At 57.7% G+C, this 15173-nt stretch carries 17 protein-coding genes; 6 read left to right on the top strand and 11 right to left on the bottom strand.

What is annotated here, in order from left to right; translation table 11 throughout:
- Window positions 1-238: 238 nt before the first annotated feature.
- On the bottom strand, window positions 239-1105 hold the full coding sequence (locus H3T90_RS06315; RefSeq protein WP_198207477.1) for an MBL fold metallo-hydrolase: 867 nt from the start codon (window positions 1103-1105) through the stop codon (window positions 239-241).
- Window positions 1106-1203: 98 nt separating this feature from the next.
- Window positions 1204-2208 carry a LacI family DNA-binding transcriptional regulator gene (locus tag H3T90_RS06310; RefSeq protein ID WP_198229971.1) on the bottom strand — a complete coding sequence of 335 codons (1005 nt, stop codon included), beginning with the start codon at window positions 2206-2208 and terminating at the stop codon, window positions 1204-1206.
- A gap of 401 nt (window positions 2209-2609) precedes the next feature.
- Between H3T90_RS06310 and H3T90_RS06305 the strand changes: the two genes are divergently transcribed.
- From H3T90_RS06305 to H3T90_RS06295, 3 genes are all read left to right on the top strand, one after another.
- On the top strand, window positions 2610-3626 hold the full coding sequence (locus H3T90_RS06305; protein WP_232350614.1) for an ABC transporter substrate-binding protein: 1017 nt from the start codon (window positions 2610-2612) through the stop codon (window positions 3624-3626).
- Entirely contained in the window at window positions 3623-4411 is a 789-nt protein-coding gene (locus tag H3T90_RS06300) for an ABC transporter permease (RefSeq protein ID WP_198229970.1), read from the top strand. Before H3T90_RS06305 ends, H3T90_RS06300 begins: the two co-directional genes overlap by 4 nt.
- Window positions 4412-4590: 179 nt before the next feature.
- On the top strand, window positions 4591-5628 hold the full coding sequence (locus tag H3T90_RS06295) for a DUF805 domain-containing protein (protein WP_198229969.1): 1038 nt from the start codon (window positions 4591-4593) through the stop codon (window positions 5626-5628).
- Between the two features lie 51 nt (window positions 5629-5679).
- Here H3T90_RS06295 and H3T90_RS06290 read toward each other — a convergent pair whose 3' ends face one another.
- Together H3T90_RS06290 and H3T90_RS06285 are read right to left on the bottom strand one after the other, a co-directional pair.
- Window positions 5680-6540, bottom strand: a complete 861-nt coding sequence (locus H3T90_RS06290) for a hypothetical protein (RefSeq protein WP_232350613.1) — start codon at window positions 6538-6540, stop codon at window positions 5680-5682.
- A gap of 81 nt (window positions 6541-6621) precedes the next feature.
- Complete coding sequence (locus H3T90_RS06285; RefSeq protein WP_198229968.1) at window positions 6622-7278, bottom strand: histidine phosphatase family protein; 657 nt, start codon at window positions 7276-7278, stop codon at window positions 6622-6624.
- A 213-nt stretch (window positions 7279-7491) separates the two neighbouring features.
- Between H3T90_RS06285 and H3T90_RS06280 the strand changes: the two genes are divergently transcribed.
- The 3 genes from H3T90_RS06280 (at window position 7492) to H3T90_RS06270 (ending at window position 9869) form a co-directional block, all read left to right on the top strand.
- A complete protein-coding gene (locus H3T90_RS06280) occupies window positions 7492-8829 on the top strand; it encodes an MFS transporter (RefSeq protein ID WP_198229967.1) in 1338 nt (445 codons plus the stop codon).
- Between the two features lie 77 nt (window positions 8830-8906).
- Window positions 8907-9413, top strand: coding sequence for a GtrA family protein (locus tag H3T90_RS06275; RefSeq protein WP_198230042.1), 507 nt, complete (start codon window positions 8907-8909; stop codon window positions 9411-9413).
- 108 nt (window positions 9414-9521) lie between these two features.
- A complete protein-coding gene (locus tag H3T90_RS06270; RefSeq protein ID WP_046322390.1) occupies window positions 9522-9869 on the top strand; it encodes a phenylpyruvate tautomerase MIF-related protein in 348 nt (115 codons plus the stop codon).
- Between the two features lie 128 nt (window positions 9870-9997).
- On the opposite strand, the gene rplI is transcribed toward H3T90_RS06270, so the two are convergent.
- From rplI to H3T90_RS06235, 7 genes are all read right to left on the bottom strand, one after another.
- Window positions 9998-10447 (bottom strand): 50S ribosomal protein L9, encoded by a 450-nt coding sequence (gene rplI, locus H3T90_RS06265; protein WP_198229966.1) that lies wholly within the window; start codon window positions 10445-10447, stop codon window positions 9998-10000.
- 14 nt (window positions 10448-10461) lie between these two features.
- Complete coding sequence (gene rpsR / locus H3T90_RS06260) at window positions 10462-10710, bottom strand: 30S ribosomal protein S18 (protein ID WP_015021310.1); 249 nt, start codon at window positions 10708-10710, stop codon at window positions 10462-10464.
- A gap of 36 nt (window positions 10711-10746) precedes the next feature.
- Window positions 10747-11364 (bottom strand): single-stranded DNA-binding protein, encoded by a 618-nt coding sequence (locus tag H3T90_RS06255; protein ID WP_110424819.1) that lies wholly within the window; start codon window positions 11362-11364, stop codon window positions 10747-10749.
- A 99-nt stretch (window positions 11365-11463) separates the two neighbouring features.
- Complete coding sequence (rpsF, locus tag H3T90_RS06250) at window positions 11464-11760, bottom strand: 30S ribosomal protein S6 (protein WP_015021308.1); 297 nt, start codon at window positions 11758-11760, stop codon at window positions 11464-11466.
- 168 nt (window positions 11761-11928) lie between these two features.
- On the bottom strand, window positions 11929-12951 hold the full coding sequence (gene rfbB / locus H3T90_RS06245) for a dTDP-glucose 4,6-dehydratase (RefSeq protein ID WP_198229965.1): 1023 nt from the start codon (window positions 12949-12951) through the stop codon (window positions 11929-11931).
- Window positions 12948-14213 (bottom strand): ABC transporter ATP-binding protein, encoded by a 1266-nt coding sequence (locus H3T90_RS06240; protein ID WP_198229964.1) that lies wholly within the window; start codon window positions 14211-14213, stop codon window positions 12948-12950. The genes rfbB and H3T90_RS06240 overlap by 4 nt, the downstream gene beginning before the upstream one ends.
- Window positions 14213-15040 (bottom strand): ABC transporter permease, encoded by an 828-nt coding sequence (locus H3T90_RS06235; RefSeq protein ID WP_046322381.1) that lies wholly within the window; start codon window positions 15038-15040, stop codon window positions 14213-14215. Before H3T90_RS06235 ends, H3T90_RS06240 begins: the two co-directional genes overlap by 1 nt.
- Window positions 15041-15173: the final 133 nt, after the last annotated feature.

Here is a 15173-nt window from a genome sequence, read left to right as displayed (position 1 = left end):
CGTGTTTTGTGAACTGAGTCACAAAGAGCGGGGTCTGGACAAGGGCGGCAAATGGCCGAAAGACCAGTAGAGGTCAGTTACAGGGACGACACAACTACCCGACACTCCGGTACCACGTACTCCTTTTGTCTAGACCTCGCGACAACGCATACGTCACCTCCACTCCAGCTTTCATATGCGAAGACACAGAAAGGCGGCCCTGGCCAAAATGGTCATAGCCGCCTGCAAAACGCAACGCTTAGACTGCTGGGGGCTGGATGTTCGTCACCATTCCGTCGTAAGAGCTGACAAATCCCTCCCTGACGGCTGCTTCCTGCATACGTTCATAACTGGCATTGCCACGATGAGAGAAATGGTTGCACACGAACATAGTGTGCGAATCGGCCAGCCCCATCTTCACCATGCGGTCCCTGACTCGCAGGTTGTCAGAAAAGTTCATGTGGACGTCGGAACTGAGATCAGTCAACCCTTGGGTGCAATCCAAAGAAACGTAGTCGTATTTTAGCCCAGCTTTGGCTAGATCCTTCCAGGTCGATTCATAGAAGCAGGCCGTATCATGCGCATACAGCAGCCCGACTTGACCGTCTGTCAGTCCATAGAAGAGACAATCACCGAAATGATGGCCATGCTTTGCCTCAAAAGCATATACCGTGTAGGTCCTGCCATTCCCAGCCGTCACTGTGACACTGTCACCAGGATGAAGAGCATGATACGTTAACTTGTCATAATCGTAATGCTCCTCCAGGAAGAAAGCCCGCTCGTAAAAGCCTTGGACAGTTTCAGAGCCATAGACATCCATATGGGTTGGATTGTCATCGGCGTACGAATCCATGCGATAAGCCAGATCCTCACCGTAAAAATGATCAGAATGCCAGTGAGTGATGAAGAGCTGAGTGATTGCCGGTAGATCAAAGTTCTTATTATTAATAAAATGGCAATAGGTATCACCAGGAAAATCAAGCAGGAGTGCATCGTCGACCAAAGCCTGGGACTGAGTACGAATTTCCCTGCCTCCGATGCGTCTGGCCTGCTTGCACAGATCACACATGCAGAAAATTCCGGGGATTCTTTCAGCTGCGGCTGTCCCTAGATGTTCAAATTTCATAATTGCTCATACTCCTTTGTGATGGATGTCAATATTCATGCCTGGCCGGTACGTCATACGATAACGACGAGAAGAGAACGTATGGACGCAATGGATTACTAAGCCAGCAAACCCCTTGGTACGAAAAGGGTTTGGGTGCGCAGCCGGCGATCCACGCTCATGCCCTCCGGAGCCTGCCGCCCCGGCTCGATCATGGACAGGAGCATGTCAACGCCCTGCCGACCCATGCGATCCACCTGTTGGGAGATGACCGAAACCTGGGGACTGATCAGCTGAAAGACCTCCAGGTCATCGAAGGAGACCAAAGGCACACGCGAGCGCTGGTCGCTGTCCCACTCCATGGCGACGGCCTTGATGGCATCGGCCGAGTAGCCGAAGATAACGGCGTCCACCCCTTGACCGAGCAGGTGGCGCATGGTCGCGGCCGCCCGGGGGCGATCCTCGAACCCTTGGCGGACCACCAATCCTGTCAGCCCCTGACGGGCATCCACGCCGTCCAGAAAAGCCTGCTCACGCTCGCGGAAGGTATAGGAGCGGCTCTCTGGGCCCGGGACAAAGGCCACTCGCCTGCATCCCCTGGCTGCCAGAGCGTCCAAGGCTGCCTCCAAGCCGGGCACCGGGTCAGAATCTACCAGAGGGACACCGGGCAGGGCCCGGTCGGGGCGATCCACGAAGACCACAGGGAATTCCCTTGCCAGCATGGTGCGCAGCATAGGCGACGTCGGCCCGTCAGGCACGACCAGAACACCGTCCATATGCCGAGACAGAAGGATGCGGTAATAGTCCTCCTCCCTGCTGGTTTGGCAGGAGGACACGCCAATCAGGGGCGCGTAGCCTGCCGAGTAGAGCTGGTCCTGGACGGCGTAGACCAACTCGGAGAAATAAGGGTTGCGAATATCGGGGACCAGCAGACCTACGGCATGCGAGCGCGAGGATCGCATGGAACGGGCTCGACTGTCGGGGATGTAGCCCAGCTCCATGGCCGCCCTGCGGACCCTGTCCTTGGTGGGTGGGGAGATGCGCCCCTTGTCATTGAGCGCCTGGGAGACCGTGGATACGGACATGCCCGCCTGCTTGGCCACATCACTGATGGTCACCGACATGGGAACCCTCCGTCGAACCCTACCGAAATCGGATGTCTTGCTCCGGACGAGACCGACAGCGGTCGGCCCGCACAGACCTCTCGTGAGTTTCCAGTATAAGGGCAAATGATGCAACCTTTCACCACGGCGAGGCAGGACCGGCTGGGTTGGACTAGAGTGGTCTTGTTCGCGCGGCTGGTGGCAGCAGCCGTGGCACACATCGCAGAATTCCATCGGTCAAGACCGTACCGGATCGTCGCGCGGGCTCCTCACCTTCCCGTAGCAGCCCCGATGCGGATGGGCACCAGAGGTGCCGGAGAGGCAAGGTGACAGTGATGAGCATGCCGGAGAATAGTGACTTCAGGAGAACTCCCGGCCATAGACTGATCGTACGGGCGCTCGCCCTGGCAGCGGCGATCTGCATGGCAGCTACGAGCGCGGCCTGTGGGGCCAAGGGGGCAGATGACAAGGCCGATGATGGCTCCAAGCTCTCCTTCATGCTGGATTGGACGCCCAACACCAATCATGTGGGCATCTACGTGGCCCGGCATCTGGGCTACTTCGACAAGGCCGGCCTGAAGCTGACGATCCTGCCGACGGCCCAGGCGGGAGCCGAGACCTCCGTCCAGAACGGGGTCGCCGACGTAGGCTTCTCCAAGCTGAGCAACCTGGCCACCTTCAACTCCCAGGGATCCGACCTGCGGCAGGTCTTCAACATAGGTCAGCATTCCGTGGCACGTTGGTGCTCGCTGGCCTCGCGCACCGACATTAAGACTCCCAAGGATTTCGACGGCAAGACCTTCGTCAGCTTCGGATCGGCCGAACAGACGGCCGTGGTCAAGCAGATGATCCGCTATGCAGGCGGCAAGGGCGATTTCAAACGTGTGACCAGCGGCACCAACACCTTCGCCACCTTGACCAGCGGCAAGGGCGACTTCGCCGGCTTCTACGCCAACTGGGAGGGTGTGGAGAGCGAGCTCAAGGGCCCAGCCCTGCACTGCTTCACCCAGGCCGACTGGGGAGTGCCCGGCAACCCCGATCAGCTGGGCTTCGTGGTCAAGAATTCCTGGTTGCAGCAGGCCGGCCACCGTCGCGCTTTGACAGCATTCGTCAAGGCCTGCCTGAAGGGATACAACTACGCCCTGAGCCATCCCGACCAGGCGGCGGACATCCTGGTCAAGGAGACCAAGGGATCGGCCATCGACCCGACCCTGGCCAAGCGCTCCATGGAGAGCATCGTCAAGGAGGGCTACTGGGTTGACAGCCCGGATCAAAGAAGCATCACCGGACTGATCAACGTCAAGGATGCCCAGGACTATCTGGACTTCCAATTCAAGGCGGGCACCTACCGGGATGCCAAGAAGGGCGACCCCAACAAGGCCCCTCAGGCCACGGATCTGTGGACCGATCGGTACGTTCGGGAAGCAGCCGGTAAATGAAGTCGCGGAAGCAGAGCAGAACCCGGGCGCTGCCTCCGACCATCACCCTGCTGGCACTCCTCATCATCTGGGAACTGGCTGCCCGCTTGGGCGGAGTCAGCGAACAGGTTCTGCCGGCGCCCAGCCGAATCCTGGCTGCCACAGTGCAGTCCCGGGAGGACCTGCTGCCCGCCACCACCATCACCGCTCTTGAGGGCCTTCTGGGCTTCCTCCTGGCATCGGTCCTGGGAATAGTGATCGGCCTGGCCCTCTACAGCTGGCGCACCCTGCATGATGCCCTCTACCCCCTGATCGCCGGCGCTCAGATGATTCCGCTGATCACCATCGCACCCTTGTTCGTGATCTGGTTCGGATTCGAGCCTCTGGGCAAGGTGGTCATCGTAGCCGTCTTCGCCATCTTCCCCATCGTGGTCCAGACCTACCGGGGGCTCAAGTCCGTGCCGCGCTTCTACCAGGATGTAGCGCTGAACTGCGGTGCAACCCGGACTTGGACCCTATGGCACGTCAAGCTGAGGGTGGCTGCGGGGCAGATCTTCGGCGGCCTGCGCATCAGCGCCGCCTATGTATTCGCCACCGCGGCCACCTCGGAGTATCTGGGCGCCAGGAACGGCCTGGGTATATGGCTGCAGTCGGCCTTCAACTCCTTTAGAACCCCGCTGATCTTCTCGGCCACCCTGGTCATCATCCTGCTGACCGCCCTCCTGCTGGGCCTGATCACCCTGACCGAGCGGCTACTGCTTGGCGATGCCGGCGATGATCACATGGTCAATCCGGACGACGAGTGAAGAGTCCCGCAGCAGCAATCACCTACCGAATCTGACAGACTGGCCCAAGTAAGCGTGACAAGTCCTCTATCCACTGCATTAGCCAGGACTAGCAGCCAGAAGAACCGGCCTGCCATAATAGGGATGTACGAAAAAGTCAGATTCAGGATTATCAAGAGAAGATGAGAGGGACGATATCCATGAGCCATCCAGATGATACGAACAACGGGAACCAGACCCCCAATGACCAGGGTCCGGCCAACGGCTGGTCCCAGAATGATCACGCAGACGGAACCGGCTCAGGACCCGCAGCCCACCTGAATCAGCCTCAACCAGGGCAATCCGGCTATGCGCCGGCAGCTTCGGATCAGAGCGACGTCTACCATCCGATCAACGAAGCCCAAAAACCTGCTGTCGATTACCAGCGGGAACAGTCATACCAAGGGCAGCCATACGGTCAACAGCCGCAGGGTCAACAGCCAGGCTACAACCAGCAACAGCCCTATGGTCAACAGTCCAATGAACAGCAGTACTACGGACAGCAGCAGACGCCCTACGGTCAAAATTCGAATCCCGGCCAGGCCACTGGCCAGCCCAATGGTACGACCCCGCCGTCTGGCTATGCATCGGACAACTCTTATCAATCGCCTGAAGGTTGGTCGCAGGCAGGCTACCAATCGGGATATCAGGCAGGGTACCAGCCCGGACCCCAGGTCCCACAGTATCCGGCCTACCCCTATGCGGATGCCGGATTCAACGGTGAGCCGCCACTGAACGCACCCTGGTACGGCATTGACTTCGTAAACGCCTGCAAGCGTTTCTTCGTCAAATATTCCGTCTTCTCCGGGAGGGCCTCCCGTGGGGAATTCTGGTGGGCTTTTCTAATGATTTTCCTCATCGACTTTGCGGTCTCGATCATCACCTCAGGATCCATCTTTGTGGGACGGATCCTGTCCTTCCTGGTCGCCCTTGGACTTTTCATACCCAATCTGGCCGTGAGCATACGGCGACTTCATGACACCAACATGTCCGGCTTCTGGATACTCCTGCCTTTCGTAGGCGAACTGGTGGGCTGCATCCCTCTTGTCTTCGCCCTCGCGGCTATCATCGACGGAAATCCAGGATCCTCGCTCTCCCTGCTTGGCTTGGGCGTCTTGATCATGATCGCCGGAGCCGTCGCCGGGATCGTCCTGTTGGCCCGCCCCAGTGATCCACGAGGAGCCCGTTTCGACCGCTGAGTTCACCCTGCCCTTCGCCTTGACCGATGCCGAGGCGAAGGGCAGAAAGTCTTAAAGCTCCACGGGAGGCTTGTTGGGGTCCTCTGGCACATGGGCAAACTTGGCTTGCAGGGCCTCGCGGCTCTTACGCTCGTCGTCCTCCTTGGCCTTGCGCTTGGCCTCCTCGGGGTCCCAGAGCACCTCCTGACGATGGTGGTCCCACTCAGCGCCCACTAGAGGGGCCAGCAGGTCGGCGAAAGCCTCAGGATCATCCAGTAATCTCAAGGCACGGACGACATCCTCGTCAGACAGGAATGCCCGGGGGATGCCCAGCCGCTCGTTGAGTTCATTGACATAGACCAGAATTGGCGCGGCAGTCGCAGCATGGTCAGGGTCAGCGCCTGCACGCTGAAGCAGATCACGGCAGATCTCCAGGCTCGTAGCCAGGTCCTGGGCCACTGTCTCCTTGCCCTGAGGGGATTCGGCAGATTCATTCTGATCATCCACGGACTGCTCGGCCTTGGCCACGCCAGCAGCCACCTCCTGCAGCCGGGCCTGGTCCCAGCCGCCGCCCAAGGTTTCGGCCAAATCCGCAAGCATCTTGGACTGGTCGTCCTTCGCCTGTGCAGCCGCCTCGATGGCATCGTTGGCAGCCATGAGGGCATCTACCAGCTCCTGGGGACGGCCAGGAATGTCCTCAGCGCCCTCATAGACGTATTCTGCGTCGGGAATGGTCACATCCTCGCCCGTCATCAGCTGCGCCAGCACCATGCTGATACGTACCTGCAGGTCCTCCGCATACTTGGCATCGTTGGCCAGGTGCTCGGCATTCGTCAAGGGCCAAAGGTCTACCAGCCTGGCCCCCTGCTCAGCCGCCTGGGCCACGGCTGGCCGTCCGGCTATCGCCTCCGCGCTTGCCTGTACATCCACCATGATCATCACGCTCCTTCATCGGGTTCTCGGACAGTCATCCACGACAGTATCCCCAGCTATCCTAAGCCGCACAAGCGGTCTTTACACGCCTGCCGCCGGGTCCGCATAGGCGATTCCCAGCACTTTGCCGGTTTCGCAGTCCAGGGTGATGGAGGTCACCGAGGCCAGGGCAGTGGCTCTGAGGAGCATATTGTGCTCGGGGTGGCCGGTCTCCAAGAGATGACGATACGACCAGATGGGCGACTCATGCGAAACAGCCAGAACCTGTGCGTCAGGATGGCTGCGAACCACCTGACGAACGAAATCCCCCACTCGTCGAGCGATCTGCCGATATGACTCCCCCCAGCTAGGACGGCGCAAGTCCAGGATCAGCCGCAGGTTGGAAGGCCGCCAGAGAGCCCCCTGCCCGTGGCCGACGCGCTTGCCGCGGAATTCATTGCCAGCCTCGATCAGGCGACGGTCATAAATGGGCTCCAACGGTTTCAAGCCGTGTTGGACACGAGCAGGGTTGATCTGCTCAAGCAGGATGGCCGTGGTCTCCCTGGTCCTGTCTAGCGGAGAAGAATAGACGGCCTCCAGATCGCGCAGACCGGGAGCTTCTGCCATGAAACGGGCCGTTGCCTTGACCATGGCCCTGCCCCTGTCAGACAGATGGAATCCCGGCAATCGCTCATAAAGAATATGATCGGGATTATCAACCTGGCCATGACGGACGAAATGAATGGTCGTCGCAGGCACGACCCACCTCCCAAGCTCCCCGACGGGCCCCTTGAGTGACCATGGCGGGGGGTAGAATTATCACTATCCGAATGGCACCGATCAGGCACCAATATGGTTACCACTGTAGCAGTCCCCCCAGCACCCCCACCTCCTTTCGTGCGTCTAGAAGGTCTTGTGGAAAACATGCTTCGGGACCATGAAAACACCCAGGGAAAGCGAGACGAACAACCCATGCCACGGCAACTGAAGGCGGCTCTGGTCGAAGCCGGTCACAGAGTCTTCGGAGGATACTCAGCGCTTCTGCGACTGCCTCATACGGCGCGGTTCGCAGTAGGGTCGGTCATTGCCTCCATGCCCTTCCCCATGGTGGGCATGACCATCACCATCTCGGTGCAGCACTACTACGGCAGTTATTCCCTAGCCGGAGCCCTGACCGCCATCCAGGCCGTGGCCCTGGCCCTGGTCAGCCCCATGCTGGGCAAGTTGGTTGACAAGTTCGGCCAGCGACAGGTCTCCATCCCCACGGTTCTGGTCTGGGTTGTGGCCGCCACGGTCCTGATCACAGCCATCACCGCCCACGCTCCCACCTGGGTGCTCTATTTGGTCACCCCCTTCATGGCTGCCATTCCGCCCTGGGGAGCCATGAGCCGTAGCCGGTGGACGCACCTGCTACACGGCGACCACCGTGCCACCAACCAGGCCCTGTCCCTATCTGGGGTCTTCGACGAGGCCATGTGGGTGATCGGCAACCCATTGGCTTCCATATTGGCGGTCATTTCAGGCGTGTTGGCTTTCTCCTTCACCGGGATCTGCGTGCTGGTCGGGGCCTTGATGTTCCTCTCCTGTCGAGAAACCGAGCCCCCTTCGCAGACAGACATGGCGCGCGCCCAGGGCATCACCCGCAAGGAGTACCGGGAGCGGCAGGCTCAGCAGGTGGCCCGTCTGCGTGCCCAGGAGGGAGGGAACGGCCACAGCGGCGCCTTCTGGAGCGCCGGCATGATCGCCATCTGTGCCACCTGGTTCGGTCTGGGAGCCTTCCAGAGCGCTGCATCCATCTCCATCATCGCCTTCGCCACCGAGCAGGGGATGAAACAGATGACCGGGTTCGTCTTCGCCTGCTTCTCCTTCAGCTCCCTGGTCGGCGCTCTGCTCTACGGGGCCAAGAACTGGACCATCCCCCTCTGGAAGCGTTTCTACTTCTGCCTGCTGGTGGTCAACCTGGGCATCGGGACCTTCATGTTCGCCAGGAATCTGTGGACCATCATGGTCATCTACCTGATCATCGGTGTCTGCCAGGCACCCACCTGGATCAATGGCAACCAGCTCATGCTCCACCTGGTGCCGCCCATCCGCTTCACCGAAGGCATGGCCTGGCTGAGCGCCATGAATTCGATCGGATCTTCGGCCGGTTCGGCTGTGGCCGGGCAGTTCATCGACCGTTACGGATCCCAGGGCGGGTTCGGGGTGGTCACTACCCTGGCTCTGGCCTCGCTGGCCATCGCCTTTGTAGGCTTCCGTCAGATTCGCAACAGCACTGAGGAGCCCATTCTGACCGAGCTACCCGCCTAGGGCATAACGTAAGGCTTTTGCACACAAGCGGTTCCCGGCACTCCGTCAGCACAGGAGGAATGATTGAATGGGCTACCGTGCGTAGATTAATCGGACAGCTGCTCAAGTTCGGCATCGTGGGCATCATCGCCTTCCTGATCGACATCGGCATCATGAACCTGCTGATCATGGGGCCGCACCTGAACAATGTCCTGGCCGGGGCCATCTCCTTCCTGATCTCCCTGGTCTTCAACTACCTGGCCAGCATGCGCTACGTTTTCAAACACCGGGATGACATGGCCCGGTGGATGGAGATGACGGTCTTCCTGGTCTCCTCAGTCATAGGCCTGGGGATCAATGAGGTGATCCTATGGATGGGCACTGCCATGCTGCCGCCGGATGCCATCACCACCATGCACGCCCGCTACCTGCTCCATGCCAACATAGCCAAGATCACTGCCACCGTCGTGGTGGCCATCTGGAACTTCCTGATCCGCAAGTGGCTGCTGGACGCGCCTGCACCCGGCAAGCCGGTCAACCCGCGTTCGGTGGCCCACCGTCTGGGGGCCTGGTCCTTGCGTCACCAGCCCTTCGGCTGGCACTGAGCCAACCAGTCCAGGCGAGGCTACTATGGGACAGGAATAGTCAGCCATCCGCCAGGCGGACCGAATCATCCTGAGTGGTCATGCCAGACGGACCGGAAAGGAAGCGCCATGCCTGTCATCCATACTCATGTAAGCACACCCATCACCGCCGAACAGCGCGAGCGGATCAAGACCGCCTATGGCAAGGCCATCACCGCCGTCCCCGGCAAGTCCGAGGGCTGGCTCATGTGCCCATTCGAGTCGGACATGCCCATCTACTTCGCCGGTGACGACAGCAAGCCCGCCGCATATGTGGAAGTCAACGTCTTCGGCAGCGACGTGCCCAAGTCCGCCTGGGAAAGCCTGACCAAGACCATCATGGATACATTGGAATCGGAGCTGTCCATCCCCAAGGACCGCACCTACATCCGCTACACGGCTACTACTGACTGGGGTTGGAACGGCGGCAATTTCTAAGTTGAGCAATCCCCAGTAACGCATAAGGAGGCCTTCCCGCGCATAATCTGCTGCGGGAAGGCCTCCTGCTTAAGCCCAGATCCCTATTTCAAAGGATCGTTGGTGGGATATAAATCGGGGTCGGATTGCTACTCAGCGACGACCTTGACCCTGAAAGCAGCCGAGATCTCGGGGTGCAGGGCCACGGTTGCCGGGAACTCACCAGTGGTCTTGATGGTCTCCACAGAGATGGTGCGGGGATCGACATCAGCCAGTGAGCGAAGAGCCTGGGCGATGGCATCGTTGGAGATGCCGCCGAAGAGCTTGCCCGAATCGGACACCTTAGCTGCGATCTCGACGGTCTGCCCATCGATGGCGGTCTTGGCGGCAACAGCATCCTCACGGGTGGCCATGGACTTGGCGCGACGGGCCCGCTGCAGGGACTCGATCTGCGCAGCAGCGCCCTTGGACCAGGCGAAAGCCAGCCCCTGGGGGATCAGGAAGTTGCGCGCATAACCGGGCTTGACTGCGACAACGTCGCCCTTGTGACCCAGATCGGTCACAGTATCGGTCAGAATAACCTTGGTTTCCTTTGCCATAATCCTGACCTCCTTCAGCGACCGTTGGTGGCGTAGGGCAGCAGGGCCATCTCGCGGGCGTTCTTGATGGCCTTGGAGATCTCGCGCTGCTCCTGGACGGTGACGCCGGTGATGCGGCGGGAACGAATCTTGCCGCGGTCAGAGATGAACTTGCGCAGCAGAGCCACGTCCTTGTAATCGATGGTATGAATCTTGGCGGCCCTCAGGGGATTTGGCTTCTTCTTGAAGGGCTTGACCGGCGGTTGCGGCCTTTTACGTGACATTGGTACTCCTTAAATGAATGATGACGCTATGAAACTTCAGAATTCGGGTTCGTCCCCGGAACCACCGAACTCGCCGGTGGAACCGAAGGATCCGAAGGAATCGCCGGACCCGGTCGATGACCAGGGATCCTGAACAGGGGGCTGCTGGCTCTGCGCTGGCTGCTGACGACCCATGGGGGCCGATGCCGCGCTGGCACCGCCCTGGTAGGAAGCCCCGCCCTGGTAGCCGCCGTTGTTGGAGCCGGCGAAACCACCGCGGGATCCACCGCCACCAGTGTTGGCGTTCCTGGTGACCTGGGCGGTGTTCCGTGTCAAAGCGGGTCCAATCTCGTCCAGACGCAGCTCCACGACCGTGCGGTTATTGCCCTCACGATCCTGATAGGAGCGCTGCACCAGACGACCCTGGGCGATAACCCTCATGCCCTTGGTCAGGCTGGCCTGAATGTTGGAGGCCATGGGACTGTAGGTGGAATCCCAGGCCGAGCAACGCATGAAGAGCGAGTCGCCGTCCTCCCACTGCCCTGAGTTCCTATTGAACTGTCTGGGCGTGGACGCGATGGTCAGATTGGCCACCGTGCCTCCGTTGGAGGTCGTACGCACCTCCGGATCCGCAGTGAGATTGCCCACCACGGTGATGTATGTATCTCCCGCCATGTCACGACCTTTCCTCGGAATGAGGATTTGGGAATGAGCCTATTGGGGCGAATCCCGCACCCTTGAACCTTCGACGCTTCGACGTCCTTGGCTGTTTGCTTACTTGTCGTCCTTGCGAAGAATCTTGGTACGGATGACGGACTCGTTCAGGTTCAGCACACGATCAAGCTCAGCGCTGGCAGAGGGCTCGCAGGTGTACTCGACCACCACGTAGTTGCCTTCCTTGTGCTTGTCGATCTCGTAGGCTAGCTTGCGACGGCCCCAGACATCGATATTGTCGACAGAGCCGCCTTCCTTGGTGACCACCTCGAGATACTGGTCAGTCAGCTTCTTCAGCGAGCGCTCATCCATGGCCGGATCGGCAATGAACATCAATTCATACTTATGCGCAGACATCACCCACCTCCTTTGGACTTACAGGTCACGGGCCTTCCGTGACAGGAGGGTGTAGCACATCAACCCGCTATGCAACTTATACATAGACAGATAAGCTATATATTATCTATCGTGCCAGACAACCTGGCAGGCTGGCATCAACGGGTTCAGTTCCTTGAATCAGAGATTTCAGTGGCCTTCTTGCCGATACCGCAATTCCGTCGTTTGCTTTGCAGGTATCCACCACGATTCGTGCCTCTTGTACCATTCAATAGTGGCCTCAAGGCTCTTGGCGAAATCGTCCTGAAGAGGCTTCCACCCCAACTCGCGCCGTATTTTTGAGGCATCAATAGCGTATCTTCTGTCGGCTCCCGGCCTATCCCTTACAAACTCCACTTCGTCAAGAGGCCGGTTCATCATTGTCAGAATCATCCGCACCACAGCGAGATTGCTGAGGCGATTATCTGCTCCAACCAGATAGGTCTGCCCCAAACGACCCCGACGGTAAACATCCCAGATGGCTCTGCAATCATCCTCTACGCTGAGCCAGTCCCGAACATCCTCGCCCTGGCCATACAGCTTGGGCCTGTGACCCGTCAGAATATTGGTTATTTGCCGGGGAATGAACTTTTCCACGTGCTGGAACGGACCATAGTTATTTGAGCTGTTCGTTATGGTCACTCTGGTGCCGTAAGTCCTCCACCAGGCCCTGACCAGATGATCAGAGGCCGCCTTCGTCGCCGAATACGGACTCGATGGACGATAGGGACTGCTCTCATCAAATTTCGTCACATCCCCAGCGGATGTATCGCCAAAGACCTCATCCGTAGATACATGATGAAAGCGCAGGTCATGGCGTCTTGCGGCCTCCAAAAGAACGTAGGTCCCATAAATGTTGGTATGAATAAAGGGAGCAGCATCCCTAATAGAATTGTCATTGTGCGATTCTGCTGCAAAATGGACGATTCCATTAATATGATGCTGCTTGACGATTTGCTCAACCAAAGATGAATCGCAGATATCACCCCTGATCACTATGGGCTTGCGCGACAAACCATCCAGATTATGCGGATTGGCGGCGTAGGTCATCTTATCCAGAACAACGACCTTCGCTTGCGGATTCACTCGGGCAAGATATCGAACAAAGTTGGAGCCTATAAAACCTGCACCGCCGGTGACAAGAAGGCTGGCAACTTCATCCTTATCCGTCAATCCATGTCCTCCATGCCGGTACGGACGATCTCCATACTTCTGTCGTTGATCAGGCCTGCAAAATTGGTAGTGCCATGATTGCGCACCACAAAATCGCAGGCGTTCTCATCGCTGGTGAAAGCGAGCTGCTCGTAATTGGAAAGGTTGGTGACGTCAGGGATGATCCGCATAGAGGCGATGATGCGGAAGTTCCCATCATTGAAGAGCTTGAGCGGCATGGAAAAATGAACCAGATGATGCCCTGGGGCATTGACATGGAAGTGGGCTCCGCAATCGAAAGGCACCCCTCCCCGACCGGTATCCATGACCGACATGGGTATGTAGAAGTCGCTGTCTCCCCGATAGTCATACTCCACATCGAACTCGAAGGTGTCGTCACAGGTACGCAGCTGAGGCGACACTGGCAAGACCCTAAAGATAGGCACCTGATCGCTCAGTCCCGGCTCATGGGTCTGCTTTTCCTTTTCCGCCTTCTTTTCCGTTTTTTTCTGCCCAGCCTGGAGATTCTCCAAGGTGTACTGGCTGGCAACATCATTCTTATCGCCAGAAACCACGATCTCGCCGTCACGGATCAGGATGGCTTTGTTGCAGTATTTCTTGACGGAATCCATGCTATGCGTAACAAGAATGACCGTTTTGGTCGGATCTTTCTTGATTTCAGTGAAGAAATTGTCGCATTTACGTTGGAAGGCCTCATCACCAACTGCCAAAACCTCATCAAGCACCAGAATATCGCCTTGCGCCTTGATGGCCACGGAAAAGGCCAGTCTGACCTGCATGCCGCTGGAGTAGTTTTTCAGCTTCTGATCCATGAATTCGCCCAGCTCGGCAAAATCGACGATTTCGTCGTACATGGCTGCTACCTGGTCATGAGAGAAGCCGAGAAGCGCGCCGTTCAAAAAAACGTTCTCCCGGCCGGTCAATTCAGGATTGAAGCCCACGCCAAGCTCGATGAACGGCACCAACTTGCCTTGAATATCCACACTGCCGTGTTCCGGCACGTAGATTCCCGAGATGATTTTCAGCAGTGTGGACTTGCCCGAGCCATTTCTTCCCACGATGCCGAAGAAATCACCCTGGTGCACTTGAAAGTTGATGTCTTTAAGAACAACCTGCTCTCTGTACCCTTTGATTCCCTTGGTCCAGTTGATGAAAGCCTGCTTTAGGCCAGTGGCCTGCTCAGTCGGCAACCTGAAGGACTTGGCTACATGGTCAACAGAGAGCACGACTGGCCGATCATCAAACTGATCAACATCTTGCATTACAGAACCTCCGCGAATTTTCTGCTATGCGACCGGAAGACATACAGGCCGAACATGAAAATAAGAACTGTCAATAGCAAAGGAATGAAAGCGAACAGCTTATTGCCGTACAGGGTCCAAACAGTGGGCACGTTCTCAGGAGAAATGAGATTATGACGCACGTCCATGATGACCTGGGCTGCGGGATCCAACAGCATGAATTTTGCAATCAAAGGATAGTTCTTTTGCACCATGGACAATGGGTAAATAATGGGAACAGCATAAAACATAGCCTGAAGAACCACTTCCCAAATATGGGCGATGTCACGATAATAAACGAACATCGTGGATAGGATCATGGCAATGCCCAGGGCAAGGATATAGAGCTGAAAAACATTGAGGGGGACCAGGAGAATCCTCCATGTGAAATGAGCCGTAGTGAACAGCCCGAAAACGATGACCACGCCCAGATTGATGGCCAGGCTGATCATGGAACCCATCGTGACTGACGCTACGATGATGTATGTAGGAAAATGAACCTTACGCAGCAGGTCTCCACGGTTGACAATCGACTGCAGCCCCATGCTGGTGGCTTCCGAGAAGAAACTCCACAGGCAGGTGCCGCAAAGCAGAACAATGGGGAATGTGGGCGTTCCGTCCGTGAAGTGAAGGAATCTCACAAAGACCACATACATGACGCAGAACAGCATCAGTGGCTTGAGAACCGACCACAGTACACCCAGGAAGGACCCTTGGTACCGAAGTTGAAAATCTGTCTTCACCAACTCTTTGAAAACGATAAACGAGTAGCGATACCTTTGCTGTAGTCGCTTTAAAGAAGCTTTCACAAAACTCCTATTCTACTGAACTCGTCCAATAGCGCAAAGGCTCATTTTCGCAGGAAACCTCTTACCAGGCAGCGGTTTTACCTTATATAAACAGGAAGCCCACAATTGGGAAGTAACATAAGTACCAACCACC

It is taken from the genome of Bifidobacterium polysaccharolyticum (assembly GCF_016101585.1).
In the GTDB taxonomy this organism is placed as follows: Bacteria; Actinomycetota; Actinomycetes; order Actinomycetales; family Bifidobacteriaceae; genus Bombiscardovia; species Bombiscardovia polysaccharolytica.
This window is presented reverse-complemented; position numbering and strand designations above follow the sequence as displayed.

Bases quoted from the DNA above. Each gene is read 5' to 3' on its own strand.
- H3T90_RS06315 (WP_198207477.1), bottom strand. From the start codon at position 1,105: ATGAAATTTGAACATCTAGGGACAGCCGCAGCTGAAAGAATCCCCGGA.
- H3T90_RS06310 (WP_198229971.1), bottom strand. From the start codon at position 2,208: ATGTCGGTGACCATCAGTGATGTGGCCAAGCAGGCGGGCATGTCCGTA.
- H3T90_RS06305 (WP_232350614.1), top strand. From the start codon at position 2,610: ATGGCAGCTACGAGCGCGGCCTGTGGGGCCAAGGGGGCAGATGACAAG.
- H3T90_RS06300 (WP_198229970.1), top strand. From the start codon at position 3,623: ATGAAGTCGCGGAAGCAGAGCAGAACCCGGGCGCTGCCTCCGACCATC.
- H3T90_RS06295 (WP_198229969.1), top strand. From the start codon at position 4,591: ATGAGCCATCCAGATGATACGAACAACGGGAACCAGACCCCCAATGAC.
- H3T90_RS06290 (WP_232350613.1), bottom strand. From the start codon at position 6,540: ATGGTGGATGTACAGGCAAGCGCGGAGGCGATAGCCGGACGGCCAGCC.
- H3T90_RS06280 (WP_198229967.1), top strand. From the start codon at position 7,492: ATGCCACGGCAACTGAAGGCGGCTCTGGTCGAAGCCGGTCACAGAGTC.
- H3T90_RS06270 (WP_046322390.1), top strand. From the start codon at position 9,522: ATGCCTGTCATCCATACTCATGTAAGCACACCCATCACCGCCGAACAG.
- rplI (WP_198229966.1), bottom strand. From the start codon at position 10,447: ATGGCAAAGGAAACCAAGGTTATTCTGACCGATACTGTGACCGATCTG.
- rpsR (WP_015021310.1), bottom strand. From the start codon at position 10,710: ATGTCACGTAAAAGGCCGCAACCGCCGGTCAAGCCCTTCAAGAAGAAG.
- H3T90_RS06255 (WP_110424819.1), bottom strand. From the start codon at position 11,364: ATGGCGGGAGATACATACATCACCGTGGTGGGCAATCTCACTGCGGAT.
- rpsF (WP_015021308.1), bottom strand. From the start codon at position 11,760: ATGTCTGCGCATAAGTATGAATTGATGTTCATTGCCGATCCGGCCATG.
- H3T90_RS06240 (WP_198229964.1), bottom strand. From the start codon at position 14,213: ATGCAAGATGTTGATCAGTTTGATGATCGGCCAGTCGTGCTCTCTGTT.